This is a genomic window from Labrenzia sp. THAF187b (assembly GCF_009363375.1).
Taxonomy (GTDB): domain Bacteria; phylum Pseudomonadota; class Alphaproteobacteria; order Rhizobiales; family Stappiaceae; genus Roseibium; species Roseibium algicola.
Map to the genome: position 1 here is coordinate 1,279,081 of NZ_CP045344.1, position 14,929 is coordinate 1,294,009.

A 14,929-nucleotide genomic window follows, 5' to 3' on the forward strand; every position below is an offset into this window, starting at 1 on the left:
GACCGGTCAGCGGCTTGGATAGTCGATCAGGCCGATAGCGCGCAGGGCGGCATCCGCCCGGTAGACATGTTCGCTGCCCATGGGCTTCGCCCGGCCGGAGCGCGTGAACGGGTTTCCGGCACCGCGAAACACGGTGGCGAGGGGCGCTGCCGATGGCGCGCTGATATGGAGGGCCTGCAAGGTGCTCATCTCAAAAACCAAAAAAGACTGATGCCGCGATCCGGAATCGCAACCGAGCCGCACCTTATGGGTTTTTTGCAGTGCAGCAAGCGGTGGAAGCGCAGGTCAGATCCGCGAAAAATGCATGGCTGATAGGCGAAATGTGCACAAATTGCGCCTAGAAAAATGCACTGCGTGCACCTATTGTAAAACGAACCACTGAGCCACCAAACAAATAAGGAGCTGAAAATGGCCCATTCCCTGTTCGAACCCGCTCCTCAGCCTTTCACTGAAAAGCTGTGGCGCCGGATGAGGGATTTTCACCTGGGTTTTGCCCAGCGCAAGGGTGTTGCCGAAGTTTCTTCCGAGCAATCAGACCCGGCGCTGGCACAACAGGCGACCGGTCTGGACGCCCGGGGCCGCCAGCAGTTGCTGGAAGCCATGTTGACGGCAAAACCCATAGCCGTGCCACCGCGCGCCGCCTACAAACGCAGCGCCTGACCGGCTGCAGCCTTAGCGCCGTTTGAAATGACGGGCGAAGGCGCGGCTGGTGATTTCGCTGCGTTCCAGGCCGAGATCGGCAAGCTGGGCGTCGTTCAGGTGGTTCATGCGTGCGATTTCGCCGGCAACCTTGCGGGAAGCGCGAAAGTCGCGGACGAAGCCGGTCAGAAGATCGAAAGCCATTTCGGGGTTTCCTCAAGCGGCCGGCAATAGCGCCGACCCTGTTTCATTCGCGGCTGATTTAGTCTTTCCCGGCGGATTCACAACGCACAAGTTTGCATTGCAGCATTTCCAAACTGGCGGGGCTGGTTAACTGGCGTTAGGGGCCGGTGGCAAACCGCGTTGTCATCCCGGCCAAAGCGGAACGTCGGCCCTATCCAAAACCCGCATTGATGACCAGAAGGCGCCAGGTCTTTCTCATGGCAGAGGGGATGACACTCCGGAACAGCCAAAAGAAAAACCGCGCACCTTTCGATACGCGGTTTTCCGGGATTCCGTTCGAGGCGGGCTGTCAGAGATCGAAGCCCAGCATCTGGCCGACGGCAAAGACGTCCTTGTCGCCCCGGCCGCACAGGTTCATGACGATGATCTGGTCCTTGTCCATCTGCGGGGCCAGTTTCACGACGTGAGCCAGCGCATGAGACGGCTCCAGCGCCGGGATGATGCCTTCAACGCGCGTCAGCATCTGGAAAGCGTCCAGAGCCTCGTCGTCCATGACCGGTACATAGTCCACACGGCCGATTTCCTTCAGCCAGGAATGCTCCGGCCCGATGCCGGGATAATCGAGACCGGCGGAAATCGAGTGACCTTCCAGGATCTGGCCGTCGTCGTCCTGCAGCAGGTAGGTGCGGTTGCCGTGCAGAACGCCCGGCTTGCCTGCAGTGAGCGAAGCGCAGTGCTCTTCCCCCTGCAGGCCGCGACCACCAGCTTCGACGCCGTAAATCTTGACGTCCTTGTCGTCCAGGAACGGATGGAACAGGCCAATGGCATTGGAACCACCACCGACCGCGGCAACCAGCGCATCCGGCAGCCGGCCTTCGGCTTCCATCATCTGTTCGCGCAGTTCCTTGCCGATCACCGACTGGAAGTCGCGCACCATTTCCGGATAGGGATGCGGGCCAGCGGCGGTACCGATCAGGTAGTAGGTGTCCTCGACGTTGGTCACCCAGTCGCGCAACGCCTCGTTCATGGCGTCCTTCAAGGTGCCGGCACCGGCGGTCACCGGCACGATTTCCGCGCCCAGAAGTTTCATGCGGAAGACGTTCGGCTTCTGCCGTTCCACGTCAGTCTTGCCCATGTAGACAACGCAGGGCAGGCCGAAGCGGGCACAGACTGTCGCCGTCGCGACACCGTGCTGACCGGCGCCGGTTTCCGCGATGATACGGGTCTTGCCCATGCGCTTGGCGAGCAGGATCTGACCAACGCAGTTGTTGATCTTGTGCGATCCGGTGTGGTTCAGCTCATCACGCTTGAAATAGACCTTGGCACCGCCGAGTTCCTTCGTCAGGCGCTCGGCAAAATAAAGCGGCGACGGACGGCCGGTGTAGTGCTTGTTCAGCGTCTCAATCTCGGCCTTGAAAGCCGGATCGTTCTTGGCGTCCTTGTAGTGCTGTTCCAGGTCCAGGATCAGCGGCATCAGCGTTTCGGCAACATAGCGGCCGCCAAAAATACCGAAATGCCCGCGATCGTCCGGACCGGTCCGGATGCTGTTAGCCATATCGTTCACGCGTTTACTCCTTCACCCGGGGTTCAGCCCGGAACCTTGACGCCCTTGGCCGCCGCCAAGAATGCGCGAATGAGATCACTGTCCTTGACGCCCTTTTCTCGCTCGACGCCGGAGGAAACATCCACCTCGCTGACGCCGCTCAAACGGATCGCCTCGGCGACGTTCTCCGGATCAAGTCCTCCGGAAAGCATGAAGGGCTTCTTCAGGTCAAGGTCTTTCAGGATCGTCCAGTCGTAGGACACGCCGTTGCCGCCCGGCAGTTCGGACCCTTTCGGCGGCTTGGCATCGAATAGGAGACGATCTGCCACAACAGCATAATAGTGCGCCTGCTCCAGATCTGAACGGTCGGAAATCGAAATCGCCTTCATGACCTTGGTGCCCTGCATCACCTTGGCCGCTGCCAGGGCTTCCGGAGCTTCGTCGCCATGAAACTGGAACGTATCGGGCTTCACAAGCTCGTTGATACGGGACAGGCCGTCGAGATCCATGTTGACGGTTACCGCCACGATCTCCGCCCGGCCGCGCGCCATATCGGCCAGCCGGCAGGCCTGGCTGAGCGACACATGACGCGGGCTCTTCGGGAAGAACATCAACCCGACCATATCCGCACCGGCATCCAGCGCCGCCGCCATGGTGTCCTCGGTCGAAAGACCGCAGATTTTGACTTTAATATCCGACATGGTTTCGAGGTATCGCCGTTGGGGCAGGGTTTGTCAAAAAAGATTAGCTGTCGTGAAGCGAAAAGGCGCAATTGCACGCTATCGCCCCTCTATCGAGTGACTTGCGATTACGACGAGACACCGGACTTTGGATTTCCATTTGTGTTGCCGCAGCGCATTGGGGCTCCCCGATCCCGGATCTTCGCTACGCTGCGTCCGGGATGACGACCGAGAGATCAAGGTAGTTGTTACTGATTTAGAACCAGATACAGATCCTGCCAGTCCGGGTTCATCTCCTCGATCAGATCGAATTTCCATTGCCGGCGCCAACGCTTGATCTGTTTTTCGCGGGCAATCGCAGCCCCGGTCTCTTCGTGCTGTTCGTACCAGACCAGGGATTTCGTACCGTATCGGTTGGAAAAACCCTCAATCAGACCTTCGCGGTGCTCGTAAACCCGGCGGGCCAAGTCCGTCGTTACGCCCGTGTAAAGAGTTTCGAACGGTCGCGAGGCAAGGATGTAGACCCAGGCTGTCAAACGATGGTCACTCCGGGTTTCGAGAGGTTGGGTGGCTCCCCGATCCCGGGTCGCGCTTTGCTTGCCCGGGATGACGACTGAAAGGTTTTACCAGACCTATCTTCGTCATCCCGGACGCAGCGCAGCGGAGATCCGGGATCGGGGCGCCCCCAATTCAGCGGAACAATCAACCACCTCACGTCACATTGAACGCCGCGATGGCCGCCATGTTGACGATGTCGCTGTCCTTGGCGCCAAGGGGAACGATCTGGATCGACTTGTCGAAGCCGACGAGCAGCGGGCCGATGACCGTGGCGCCGCCCAGTTCCTGCAACATCTTGGTGGAGATGGATGCCGAGTGGAACGCCGGCATGACCAGAACGTTGGCCGGACCCGACAGGCGGCAGAACGGATAGGCGGCCATCCGGTCCATGTTGAGCGCGATGTCGGCGGCCATTTCGCCGTCGAATTCAAAGTCAACGCGGCGGCGTTCGAGGATCTTGACCGCCTCGATGACCTTTTCCGAGCGTTCGCCTTTCGGGTGGCCGAAGGTGGAATAGGCCAGCATGGCAACACGCGGTTCGTAGCCGAACTTGCGTGCGACATGCGCCGCTTCCTCGGCGATGTCCGCCAGTTCTTCCGATGTCGGCATGTCGATCACCGCCGTATCGGCGATCAGCACGGTACGGCCGCGGGCCAGTGCCAGCGACACGCCGATGACCCGGTGACCGGGCTTCGGATCGATGGTGGCCTTCACGGTATCGAGGGCGACGGAATAGTTCCGCGTCAGGCCGGTCACCATGGCATCGGCGTCGCCGCGCGCGACCATGATCGCACCCCAGTAGTTGCGGTCGTTGTTGACCATGCGCTGGCAGTCGCGCAGCAAATAGCCCCGGCGCTGCAGGCGGCCGTAGAGGTACTGCGCATAGTCGCTGTTGCGGTTGGAAAGCCGCGCGTTCTGGATGGAAATGCCCGGCCGGTCGATGTCGATACCGGCGTGTTCGGCCATGGATTTGATCTCGTCTTCGCGGCCGATCAGGATGGCCTCACCCAGGCCCTGCGACACGAAGCTTGTCGCTGCGCGGATGACCGGTTCTTCCTCGCCCTCGGCGAAGACGACGCGCTTGGGCTGCTGGCGCACCTTGGAGAAGATCCGCTGCAAGGTGCCGGCGACAGGATCGCGGCGGGCGGAGAGCTGGTGCTTGTAGGCCTCCATATCGACAATCGGCTTGCGGGCGACGCCGGACTCCATCGCAGCCTGGGCGACCGCGGGCGGAATGGTGTGGATCAGGCGCGGATCGAAGGGGACCGGAATGATGTATTCCGGACCGAACTTCGGCCGGTTGCCCCGATAGGCCGCGGCGACCTCGTCCGGCACTTCCTCACGCGCCAGTTCTGCCAGTGCGTGCGCGCAGGCAACTTTCATGGCGTCGTTGATCGTGGTGGCTTGAACATCAAGCGCGCCGCGGAAAATATAGGGAAAGCCGAGCACGTTGTTGACCTGGTTCGGATAGTCCGAACGCCCGGTCGCGACAATTGCATCGTCGCGCACTTCCGCCGCCTCTTCCGGCGTGATTTCCGGGTCCGGGTTGGCCATGGCGAAAATGATCGGGTTCGGTGCCATGACCCGCAGCATGTCGGGCGTCAGCGCGCCCTTTGCAGAAACGCCGAAGAAGACATCCGCACCCTTGAGGGCGTCATAGAGCGAGCGTGCCTTGGTTTCGACCGCATGGGCGGACTTCCATTGGTTCATGCCCTCTTCGCGGCCCTTGTAGATGATACCCTTGGTGTCGCACAAAGTGACGTTCTCGTTCGGAATGCCCATTGCCTTCACGAGTTCGATGCAGGCAATGCCGGCCGCGCCCGCGCCATTGCAGACCACCTTGGTGTCCTTCATGTCGCGACCGGTCAGGTGAAGGGCGTTGATGAGACCCGCCGCCGCGATGATGGCCGTGCCATGCTGGTCGTCATGGAAGACGGGAATGTTCATCAGTTCGCGCAGACGCTGTTCGATGATGAAACAGTCCGGTGCCTTGATGTCCTCCAGGTTGATCCCGCCGAAGGAAGGACCGAGATAACGGACCGCATTGATGAATTCATCGACCTCTTCGGTATCGACTTCCAGATCGATGGAATCGACGTCGGCAAAGCGCTTGAACAGGACGGACTTGCCTTCCATCACCGGCTTTGAGGCAAGCGCGCCCAGATTGCCGAGGCCCAGAATGGCCGTGCCGTTGGAAATCACCGCAACCATGTTGCCCTTGGTGGTGTAGTCGTAGGCACGGCTGGGGTCTTCCGCGATCGACCGCACCGGCACCGCCACGCCGGGCGAATAGGCCAGCGACAGGTCGCGCTGGGTCGCCATCGGTTTGGTGGGCGCAATTTCCAGCTTCCCGGGGCGGCCTTCCTGGTGGAATTGCAGCGCTTCCTGGTCGGTGAAGCTGACATTGGTCTTGGTCGGTTTCTTGTCGGCGGACATGGTTTGGGCGTTTCCTCTTGCGCGCTCTCTTTACGGGGCGGGAGCACGACCTTATCCCCTGGAAAATGAAGCCTCAAGCCAAGATGGAATAGGCCCTTGGTGGAATGGTCCGCTCAGTTTGCTAGGTATCAGGCATGAGTGGACAGAGCGCGCAAGAAATCACCCCGGCGGACAGCAAGGTCACGCCAATGATGGCCCAGTTCCTGGAGATCAAGGCTGCCAATCCGGACAGCCTTCTGTTCTACCGGATGGGCGATTTCTACGAACTGTTTTTCGAAGACGCCGAAGTTGCCTCCGCCGCGCTCGGCATCACGCTGACCAAGCGCGGCAAGCACCAGGGTGCCGACATTCCGATGTGCGGGGTGCCGGTGCATGCAGCCGACGACTATCTCAACAAGCTGATTGCCAAGGGGCACCGGGTATCGGTCTGCGAACAGACGGAAGATCCGGCCGAGGCCAAGAAGCGCGGCTCCAAATCCGTCGTCCGGCGCGATGTCGTGCGTCTCGTCACCCCCGGAACGCTGACGGAAGAGCGCCTGCTGGATGCCGGTGCCAACAACTACCTGATGGCGCTGACCCGGTTGAAGGGCGGTTCGCTGGACGGCAGTGCGGTCTACGGTCTTGCCTGGATCGACATGTCCACCGGCTCCTTCCAGGTGTCGGAAACCGATCATCAGCGCCTTGCCGCCGATCTTGCCCAGGTTTCCCCGCGCGAACTCATCCTGTCGGACAATCTGCTGCAGGAAAGCGAGTTGCGCCTGACCGCCGAACAGGCGGGAGGTGCGCTGTCGCCGGTGCCGCGTGCCTTTTTCGACAGTTCCACCGCCACGGACCGGCTTGCGCATTACTTTGGTGTAAAGACCCTCGACGGCTTCGGCACCTTCAGCCGGGCGGAGCTTTCCGCCGCCGCCGGCATTCTTGCCTATGTGGAGAAGACCCAGCTCGGCGAACGCCCTCCGCTGGATCCGCCCGTGCGCGAGGCCGGCGCCGGGCGCATGCTGATCGATCCGGCAACCCGGGCCAATCTGGAGCTGTCCCGCACGCTTTCCGGCGAAAAGCAGGGCTCGCTGCTGGCGACGATCGACCGGACAGTGACAGGCGGCGGCTCACGCCTGCTCGCCAGCCGCCTGGCCGGACCGCTGGTCAACGTGGATGCGATCCAGCACAGGCTCGACGGCGTTGCCTTCTTTCTTGAAAACGAAATCATGCGCGAAGGCCTGCGCCAGACGCTGAAAGGCGCCCCGGACATGGCCCGGGCCCTGTCGCGGATCGCGCTCAACCGCGGCGGGCCGCGCGATATCCTGTCGGTTGCCCAGGGGCTTGAGGCCGCGCGGGCAGTGCTCGACCAGACCAGTGCGACGGCGGGAACGATTCCGGCGGAAATCGCTGCTGCGCGCGCCAGTCTTGAACAGGCTCCGCACGATCTCGGCAGCGAATTGACGACGGCACTGAAAGAAGAGCCGCCGCTTCTGAAACGCGACGGCGGTTTCATCGCCACCGGTTACAACGCCGATCTGGACGAACTGCGCTCCCTGCGCGACGAAAGCCGAAAGGTGATCGCAAAGCTCCAGGCTGATTATTCGGAAGAACTCGGCCTGAGGTCGCTGAAGATCAAGCACAACAACGTGCTCGGCTGGTTCATCGAAGCGCCGTCCGCGCAGACGGAAAAGCTGACCGCAGATCCTGGACGGTTCATCCACCGCCAGACCATGGCCGGCGCCATGCGCTTCACCACCACGGAGCTGGCGGATCTGGAATCGAAGATCGCAAGTGCCGGCGAACGTTCGCTTGCCATCGAGCTGGAAATCTTCGACCGGCTTGCCAAGGCGATCATCGACGCAGGGGAAGCAATCAAGGCCGCCGCCCACGGCCTCAGCATTCTGGATGTTTCGGCCGGGCTTGCGAAGCTTGCCCAGGAAGAAAGCTATGTCCGGCCCGTGGTCGATGACAGCCGCGCCTTCGACATCAAGGGTGGACGTCATCCGGTGGTCGAAAAGGCGCTGAAGAAATCCGGCGGCGACAGTTTTGTTGCCAATGATGCCAATCTCGGTCCGGAAGCGGACGAGGATATCGGCCATATCTGGCTGATTACCGGTCCGAACATGGCCGGTAAATCGACTTTCCTGCGCCAGAACGCACTGATTGCCGTGATGGCCCAGATGGGCGGATATGTGCCGGCAGCAGCAGCCCATATCGGCGTGGTCGACAGGTTGTTCTCCCGCGTCGGCGCGGCAGACGATCTTGCGCGCGGCCGATCCACCTTCATGGTCGAGATGGTCGAGACCGCCGCGATCCTCAATCAGGCCGGTGACCGCTCACTCGTGATCCTGGACGAAATCGGCCGTGGTACCGCGACGTTCGACGGCCTGTCCATTGCTTGGGCGACGATCGAACATCTTCATGAGGTCAACAGGTCCCGTGCCCTGTTTGCGACCCACTACCACGAACTGACTGCCCTTTCAGGCAAGCTGGCCCGGCTTTCAAATGCCACCGTCTCGGTGAAGGAATGGAAGGGCGACGTTATCTTCCTGCACGAGATCGTTCCCGGTGCAGCCGACCGATCCTACGGCATTCAAGTGGCCAAGCTGGCTGGTCTGCCGGTATCCGTCGTCGAAAGATCCAAGCAGGTGCTCAGCCAGCTGGAAGAGCAGGACCGCCGCTCGCCGGCTGAGAGCCTGATCGACGAACTGCCGCTTTTCGCAAGCCTGACCGCACCTGCGCCCAGCGCTCCGGCAGGGTTTGCGGAACCCGATCCCATCTCGATCGCTCTTGAGGCAATCAATCCGGATGACATGACCCCGCGCGAAGCGCTGGAAGCGCTGTACCGGCTGAAGACATTGCGATTGACCCCGGACGACTAGTTGTCAGGTTCGAATTGTGCCGCTGATTTGAGTGACGATAGCGTTAGGGATTGTCTGGTTTTCGAAACTTTCCAAAACGGGTTGCGCAATCGGCAGACGCGCGTTCGGCAAAAAAAGCGGTGACGGGGCGATACAACCCAGTTAGGTTGTAATTCTTGCTTATTTCACTTTTCCGGCGATCGTCATGTTGTCCCTCCTGCAACTGCCTCGACAGGCATTGCTGATTCTGCTTCTTCAATTCACCAACAGCCTCGGCGTTTCGGCGCTGGTGCCGCTGATGAGTTTTTTCATTGTGGAAGGGCTGGGCGCCGAACCCTGGCAGGTGGGTCTTTACTCCGGTCTGGTGATGCCGCTGACGCTGGCCGTCAATCGATGGGCAGGCGAACGGCTGGACAACCGTTTCCCGGTCAAGAGCCTGCTGGTCGTCTCTGTTGTCGCCTATATTACGCTCGCCGCACTGCTGACCCAGATCAGCAGTCTGGTGATGCTGCTCGTCCTGATCGCCCCCCTTATGAGCCTATCCAACATGGGCGCGGGCGTCGTCTTTACCTTCGGCCGCCTTTTTGCCGAACAGGAGGGCATGGACGTTGCCAGGGTCAATTCCTGGCTGCGCATGATGGTTTCACTTGCGTGGATGATCGGGCCGGCGGTCTCCTTTTCGGTGGTTGCGGCCTTCGGTTTTGCCGCCGCCTTCCTGTGCGCCTTTGCGATCGGCATTGTCTACCTGATGCTCTGGTACATTGTCGTTCCGGCGGACTTCAGGTCAGCACGAGAGCGTTCCAAGACAAACGGCAAGGCGCCGATCAACTGGGGTCTTCAGATTGCCGGGCTGACATGCCTTGGCTTTGTCATCACCAATTCGCTGTTCGTCTCGGCGATGCCGCTGTTCTTCGTGCAGGAAACACATCTGCCCGGTGCAACGCCAGGCCTGGCACTGTCGGTCAAATGCCTGCTGGAAGTCTTTGTCATCTTCGGCTCGGTTCGCCTTGCCGAGCGCATCGGCATTCGGCAGGTGCTGATGCTGGCGGCGTGCCTTGCCGCGGTCAGCATGGTGCTGTTTGCCCAGGTGACCGCGCTCTGGCAGGTGCTGGCCATCGCTGTGCTGGAAGGGACTTATTATGGCCTGTTTGCCGGTGTCGCGATCAGCTTCGTGCAGAGCTTCGCACCGGACCGGCCGGGCCGGGCAACGGCGGTTTACATGAACAGCCTGTTCCTCGGCGGCATGATCGGCAGCATTTCGATGGGTTTCATCGCCAGTGCGGCCAGCTTTCAGACCGTGCTTTACACCGCAGCGCTTTCGGCAACCGCGGCTCTGGCCGTTCTGCTTGCAACGCTCAAGGTTCAACCCAAAGTCATTGAAGAAGGAGCCTAGACACCGCCTGACTTGGCGACGGACAACGCATTGGCCATGGCACCGGCAAAACTCGTTCTGTCATCGGGATTCAGGAAATTGCCGAGATCGACCTGTTCACCCCGGCTGAGGAGGGTCACCTTGACGACCCCTTCGTCCTCGATCCGGTCCACCGTCAGGCGGACCCAGAAGGGATTGAAACGGTATTCTTGGTATTTCTTGCCCGGGCCAACCTTGCGGATCGCAATCTCGTGCCGCGAGACAACCACTTCCTCGAAAGTTCGTGCGGAGTGGTAGTTCATCCGAAAGGCAAACCAGAGCAGCGCGATATCAAGTCCGAAGAACCCGAAAACCGGCCAGGCGCCGATACGCAGAAACAGAATACCGGCGATGAAACTGACACCGCCGAAGAAGCACATGAGAACCAGGAATCCGTTTGGCCCCAGAGACCGGTGAGGGGTCAGAACGGCAGTGAAAAACGGCCGGTCCTGATCCGGCAATTCGCCATCCCGCAGGGGTTTCGGATTGTTCTCGCTCATGAGGCATGATTATAGAGAGAAGATGACGCAAGCAAAGAGCCCTTCCAGGACTGCGGCACCACGCCGGCCCGCAAAATCCAAACAGACCCGGAGAAAAGCACCCTCCGTGGACAACCCCGGCAAGGTGTTGAAACGGTCCCGCTATACGAAAGCGGAAACCTTTGCGATCTTCCAGCGCTTCCATGCCGACAACCCGGAACCAAAGGGCGAACTGGATTATGTCAATGCTTTCACGCTTCTGGTTGCCGTGGTGCTGTCGGCCCAGGCGACCGACGTTGGTGTGAACCGGGCAACAAGACACCTGTTCCAGATTGCCGACACACCGGAAAAGATGGTGGCGCTCGGGGAGGACCGGGTGCGGGAAGAAATAAAGACGATCGGCCTTTACAAGAACAAGGCCAAGAACGTCATCCTGTTGTCCGAGCAGCTGATCCGCGACCATGGCGGCGAAGTTCCGGAAGACCGCGAAGCGCTGGAAGCGCTGCCCGGTGTCGGCCGCAAGACCGCGAATGTGGTTCTGAACATCTTCTTCGGTCACCCGACCATTGCCGTCGACACGCATCTGTTTCGCCTCGGCAACCGCATAGGCATTGCCCCGGGCAAGACGCCTCTCGATGTGGAAAAAGCCATGGAGAAAGTCGTGCCGGTGGAATTTGCGCTCCATGCCCACCACTGGCTCATCCTGCATGGCCGTTACATCTGCAAGGCGCGCAAACCGGAGTGCCGGCGTTGTGTGATTTACGATCTGTGCCGGAGCACGGAGAAAGAACTTTTTGATGCGGTGCCGGATATTGCCCTGCGCACCAAAGCCCTTATTGAAAAGGAAACAGTTGCGTGAGTTTCCCGCTTGGACCATTTCCCGTGAGCGAGAGGCTTCGCTTCCGCTTGCCTTCCAGCAATGATGCCGCTTTTTACCACCAGCTCATGAATGAGCCGGATTACATCCGATTTATCGCCGACCACGGTATCAAGACCGAGGAAGACGCGGCCAACTACATCAAGAACAAGACGCTGGCGCGCTTTGCCGCCCATGGGGTCGGGCTCTGGATCCTGGATCTGAAACCGTCGCTTACACCGGTTGGTGTGTGCGGTCTGGTGGTGCGCAAGGAACTGAAGTACCCGGACCTTGGCTTTGCCTTTCTGGAAGACCACCGCGGAAAGGGGTTCGGGCGCGAGGCCGGGCAGAGCGTGCTGGACTTCGTTACCCGGGAACTGAAGCTGCGCACGCTGTGCGCGATCACGCATCCGGAAAACGTCCGCTCCGCCAACCTCCTGAAGAAACTTGGCTTCGAGCCGGATGGCCAGCGTCATCTGGCGGAGATCGGGACGACCTCCGACTATTACGAATGGAAATTGCGTTATGTGGAAAGCGGTCTGGCCTGAGGGCCGCCGCAATCAATCGCGACGATCAGCGTTTCTCGCGAACGCGTACGACCACGTCGACACGAACGATTTCCATGCCTTCGGGTGCTTTCGGCAGAGCGCCGATGCCCACGCCTTCGCCCGGAATGTCGATCACCCGGTTTTCGCCTTCGATGAAGAAGTGATGGTGGTCGGACACATTGGTGTCGAAGTAGGTCTTGTTGCCGTCGATCGCGACTTCGCGCAGCAGACCGGCCTCGGTGAACTGGTGCAGCGTGTTGTAGACCGTGGCGAGAGAGACCGGCACATCGGCGTCGACCGCCTCTTCATGAAGCAGCTCGGCCGAGATGTGGCGATCGCCCCGGGAGTACAGAATTTCTGCAAGCGAGACACGCTGGCGCGTCGGCCGGAGGCCTGCAGACCGAAGCATGTCGGTCACATTCTTCTTGTCGCCGGTTTCATGCACCACAAGTGTTGTCATTCCGATCCGATCCAGGTCCAGGGTCGCTTCTTGAAACGGCGCAAATATGTGCCGCGCAAACGTTGCGCCGGGCCGTTTTCACTAACATTGGCCTATATCTGCCATTTCTTGTACCCAAGATGCAAGTTTTAAACGTAAAGGGCAACCTGAGCGGAAATCAGGGCGCAACTGCGGCGCGTTCGGAAGGTTCGTGCAAGCGCTGACCAAACAGCTGCAAGCCGGTGTCCCGGAACCGGATGCACAGATTAGGTCGAATACGCACAAAACTTGGCGAAACGCCCGAAAAAACCGAGTAACTTCGCGCAAGTGACATCTTTCGGTCATGGTTCCCCTGTGTTAGGAAGGCGCCTCAAACGAACCGAAAACAAACCGAACCTGCCCTGGGAAATTCCCTGGCAGGAGACAAAACACGGATCCCGAATGACCGATCGCCGCTCCAGCTACGATTATGAAGCACTTCTCGCCTGCGGCCGCGGCGAGCTGTTTGGCCCGGGCAATGCCCAGCTGCCTCTTCCCCCGATGCTGATGTTCGACCGGATCACGGAACTTTCCGAAACCGGTGGCGAATTCGACAAGGGGTTCGCTCGCGCCGAGTTCGACATCAAGCCGGATCTCTGGTTCTTCCCGTGCCATTTCCAGGGAAATCCGGTCATGCCGGGCTGCCTTGGTCTCGACGCCCTGTGGCAGCTGACCGGTTTCTTCCTTGGCTGGCTTGGCCTTGAAGGCAAGGGCATGGCCCTGTCGACCGGTGAAGTGAAGTTCAAGGGCATGGTTACGCCGGACGTGAAGCTGGTGGAATACGGTGTCGACTTCAAGCGGGTCATGAAGGGTCGCCTGGTTCTCGGCATTGCCGACGGCTGGTTGAAGGCGGACGGTGAACAGATTTACAAGGCGACCGATTTGCGCGTCGGCCTGGCAAAGACCTGACACCCGTTCGCAGGATCAATTGATGGCACCGGCGCTTCTTTTTCATTGGGGGCGCCGGTTTGCATATTATGTATGTGCCTGCAGGCTCTCGACACACACCCTGAGAGCTGTGGTGCAGTCAAGACAATAGGAGACCGCAATGAGACGCGTTGTCGTCACCGGCATGGGTATCGTGTCGTCCATCGGAGCAAACACCGAAGAAGTGCTGTCCAGCCTTCGAGAAGGCAAGTCCGGCATCAGCTTCGCTCCGGATTACGCGGAACACGGCTTCAGAAGCCAGGTACACGGCATGCCGAATGTCGATATCGCTTCGCTCATCGACAAGCGCCAGCTGCGCTTCATGGGCGACGGTGCCGCCTATAACTACATCTCCATGCAGCAGGCGATTGCCGACAGCGGTCTGGAAGAGTCCGACATCTCCAACCCGCGCACCGGCCTGATCATGGGTTCCGGTGGTCCGTCGACCAAGAACCTGTTCCAGGCGCACCAGATCGTGCTGGAAAAAGGGTCTCCCAAGCGCATGGGCCCGTTCATGGTGACCCGCGGCATGAGCTCCACCAACTCTGCCTGCCTGGCGACGCCGTTCAAGATCAAGGGCATCAACTATTCCATCACGTCGGCCTGCTCCACCTCGGCACATTGCATCGGTGCAGCCACCGAACAGATCCAGTTCGGCAAGCAGGACGTGATGTTTGCCGGTGGCGGTGAGGAACTCGACTGGACCCTGTCCTGTCTGTTCGACGCCATGGGCGCCATGTCCTCCAAGTACAACGATACGCCTCAGACCGCATCGCGGGCCTATGACGCGACCCGCGACGGCTTCGTGATCGCCGGTGGTGGCGGCGTGGTGGTTCTGGAAGAACTGGAACACGCCAAGGCGCGCGGCGCGAAAATCTATGCCGAGGTTACCGGCTACGCAGCCAACTCCGACGGCTACGACATGGTGGCACCTTCCGGTGAGGGCGGCGAGCGCTGCATGCGCCTTGCCACCTCGACCCTGGGCGACCGCAAGGTCAACTACATCAACAGCCACGGCACTTCGACACCCGTCGGCGATATCGGCGAAATCGAAGCGATCCGCCGCGTGTTCGGTGAAAACCAGCCGCCGGTGTCTTCGACCAAATCGCTCACCGGCCACAGCCTGGGTGCGACCGGCGTTCAGGAAGCCATTTACTGCCTGCTGATGCTGCAGAACGACTTCATGACCGCGTCTGCCAACATCAACGAGCTGGATCCGGCCCTGAAGCCGGGCGAGATCGTGACCGAGCGCGTGGACAATGCAGGCCTCGACACGGTTCTTTCCAACAGCTTCGGCTTTGGCGGCACCAACGCGTCGCTCGCGCTGTCGCGCTTTCACGGCTGAGGAGTT

15 protein-coding genes are annotated in these 14,929 nt (G+C 60.3%); 7 read left to right on the plus strand and 8 right to left on the minus strand.

Going from position 1 to position 14,929, the window contains the following annotated elements; all coding sequences use genetic code 11:
- Positions 1-6: 6 nt before the first annotated feature.
- Positions 7-189, minus strand: a complete 183-nt coding sequence (locus FIV03_RS05880) for a hypothetical protein (RefSeq protein ID WP_023002437.1) — start codon at positions 187-189, stop codon at positions 7-9.
- Positions 190-408: 219 nt separating this feature from the next.
- Between FIV03_RS05880 and FIV03_RS05885 the strand changes: the two genes are divergently transcribed.
- Positions 409-660, plus strand: coding sequence for a hypothetical protein (locus FIV03_RS05885; protein ID WP_152508984.1), 252 nt, complete (start codon positions 409-411; stop codon positions 658-660).
- Between the two features lie 12 nt (positions 661-672).
- Here the strand turns inward: FIV03_RS05885 and FIV03_RS05890 are convergent, their stop codons facing one another.
- The 5 genes from FIV03_RS05890 to FIV03_RS05910 all read right to left on the minus strand — a co-directional run bounded on the left by FIV03_RS05890 (position 673) and on the right by FIV03_RS05910 (position 6,039).
- Positions 673-843, minus strand: coding sequence for a DUF1127 domain-containing protein (locus FIV03_RS05890; RefSeq protein WP_023002439.1), 171 nt, complete (start codon positions 841-843; stop codon positions 673-675).
- A 328-nt stretch (positions 844-1,171) separates the two neighbouring features.
- Positions 1,172-2,377, minus strand: coding sequence for a tryptophan synthase subunit beta (gene trpB / locus FIV03_RS05895; protein WP_152511832.1), 1,206 nt, complete (start codon positions 2,375-2,377; stop codon positions 1,172-1,174).
- 32 nt (positions 2,378-2,409) lie between these two features.
- The gene (locus tag FIV03_RS05900; RefSeq protein ID WP_152508985.1) at positions 2,410-3,066 is read right to left on the minus strand and encodes a phosphoribosylanthranilate isomerase; all 657 of its coding nucleotides are present in this window, start codon (positions 3,064-3,066) and stop codon (positions 2,410-2,412) included.
- Positions 3,067-3,293: 227 nt separating this feature from the next.
- Positions 3,294-3,581, minus strand: a complete 288-nt coding sequence (locus tag FIV03_RS05905; protein WP_152508986.1) for a GIY-YIG nuclease family protein — start codon at positions 3,579-3,581, stop codon at positions 3,294-3,296.
- Positions 3,582-3,756: 175 nt separating this feature from the next.
- Positions 3,757-6,039, minus strand: a complete 2,283-nt coding sequence (locus tag FIV03_RS05910) for an NADP-dependent malic enzyme (protein WP_152508987.1) — start codon at positions 6,037-6,039, stop codon at positions 3,757-3,759.
- Positions 6,040-6,173: 134 nt separating this feature from the next.
- Between FIV03_RS05910 and mutS the strand changes: the two genes are divergently transcribed.
- Entirely contained in the window at positions 6,174-8,900 is a 2,727-nt protein-coding gene (gene mutS, locus FIV03_RS05915) for a DNA mismatch repair protein MutS (RefSeq protein ID WP_152508988.1), read from the plus strand.
- A 184-nt stretch (positions 8,901-9,084) separates the two neighbouring features.
- Positions 9,085-10,272 carry an MFS transporter gene (locus FIV03_RS05920; RefSeq protein ID WP_152508989.1) on the plus strand — a complete coding sequence of 396 codons (1,188 nt, stop codon included), beginning with the start codon at positions 9,085-9,087 and terminating at the stop codon, positions 10,270-10,272.
- Here the strand turns inward: FIV03_RS05920 and FIV03_RS05925 are convergent.
- Positions 10,269-10,790: a DUF2244 domain-containing protein gene (locus FIV03_RS05925; protein WP_075282752.1), complete on the minus strand. Its 522-nt coding sequence runs from the start codon at positions 10,788-10,790 to the stop codon at positions 10,269-10,271. The two genes, FIV03_RS05920 and FIV03_RS05925, sit on opposite strands and share 4 nt — an antisense overlap.
- 22 nt (positions 10,791-10,812) lie before the next feature.
- Between FIV03_RS05925 and nth the strand changes: the two genes are divergently transcribed.
- Positions 10,813-11,628: an endonuclease III gene (nth, locus tag FIV03_RS05930; protein ID WP_173013783.1), complete on the plus strand. Its 816-nt coding sequence runs from the start codon at positions 10,813-10,815 to the stop codon at positions 11,626-11,628.
- 23 nt (positions 11,629-11,651) lie between these two features.
- Entirely contained in the window at positions 11,652-12,173 is a 522-nt protein-coding gene (locus FIV03_RS05935) for a GNAT family N-acetyltransferase (protein ID WP_158514150.1), read from the plus strand.
- Between the two features lie 25 nt (positions 12,174-12,198).
- On the opposite strand, the gene irrA is transcribed toward FIV03_RS05935, so the two are convergent.
- Positions 12,199-12,633 (minus strand): iron response transcriptional regulator IrrA, encoded by a 435-nt coding sequence (gene irrA / locus FIV03_RS05940; protein ID WP_023002449.1) that lies wholly within the window; start codon positions 12,631-12,633, stop codon positions 12,199-12,201.
- Between the two features lie 420 nt (positions 12,634-13,053).
- On the opposite strand from irrA, the gene fabA reads away from it, so the two are divergent.
- The gene (gene fabA, locus FIV03_RS05945; RefSeq protein WP_023002450.1) at positions 13,054-13,560 is read left to right on the plus strand and encodes a 3-hydroxyacyl-[acyl-carrier-protein] dehydratase FabA; all 507 of its coding nucleotides are present in this window, start codon (positions 13,054-13,056) and stop codon (positions 13,558-13,560) included.
- A gap of 139 nt (positions 13,561-13,699) precedes the next feature.
- On the plus strand, positions 13,700-14,923 hold the full coding sequence (gene fabB / locus FIV03_RS05950; protein ID WP_055660265.1) for a beta-ketoacyl-ACP synthase I: 1,224 nt from the start codon (positions 13,700-13,702) through the stop codon (positions 14,921-14,923).
- The last annotated feature ends 6 nt before the right edge of the window (positions 14,924-14,929 follow it).

Coding starts and splice junctions, on each gene's coding strand:
- FIV03_RS05880 (WP_023002437.1), bottom strand. CDS start 189: ATGAGCACCTTGCAGGCCCTCCATATCAGCGCGCCATCGGCAGCGCCC.
- FIV03_RS05885 (WP_152508984.1), top strand. CDS start 409: ATGGCCCATTCCCTGTTCGAACCCGCTCCTCAGCCTTTCACTGAAAAG.
- FIV03_RS05890 (WP_023002439.1), bottom strand. CDS start 843: ATGGCTTTCGATCTTCTGACCGGCTTCGTCCGCGACTTTCGCGCTTCC.
- trpB (WP_152511832.1), bottom strand. CDS start 2,377: ATGGCTAACAGCATCCGGACCGGTCCGGACGATCGCGGGCATTTCGGT.
- FIV03_RS05900 (WP_152508985.1), bottom strand. CDS start 3,066: ATGTCGGATATTAAAGTCAAAATCTGCGGTCTTTCGACCGAGGACACC.
- FIV03_RS05910 (WP_152508987.1), bottom strand. CDS start 6,039: ATGTCCGCCGACAAGAAACCGACCAAGACCAATGTCAGCTTCACCGAC.
- mutS (WP_152508988.1), top strand. CDS start 6,174: ATGAGTGGACAGAGCGCGCAAGAAATCACCCCGGCGGACAGCAAGGTC.
- FIV03_RS05920 (WP_152508989.1), top strand. CDS start 9,085: ATGTTGTCCCTCCTGCAACTGCCTCGACAGGCATTGCTGATTCTGCTT.
- FIV03_RS05925 (WP_075282752.1), bottom strand. CDS start 10,790: ATGAGCGAGAACAATCCGAAACCCCTGCGGGATGGCGAATTGCCGGAT.
- nth (WP_173013783.1), top strand. CDS start 10,813: ATGACGCAAGCAAAGAGCCCTTCCAGGACTGCGGCACCACGCCGGCCC.
- irrA (WP_023002449.1), bottom strand. CDS start 12,633: ATGACAACACTTGTGGTGCATGAAACCGGCGACAAGAAGAATGTGACC.
- fabA (WP_023002450.1), top strand. CDS start 13,054: ATGACCGATCGCCGCTCCAGCTACGATTATGAAGCACTTCTCGCCTGC.
- fabB (WP_055660265.1), top strand. CDS start 13,700: ATGAGACGCGTTGTCGTCACCGGCATGGGTATCGTGTCGTCCATCGGA.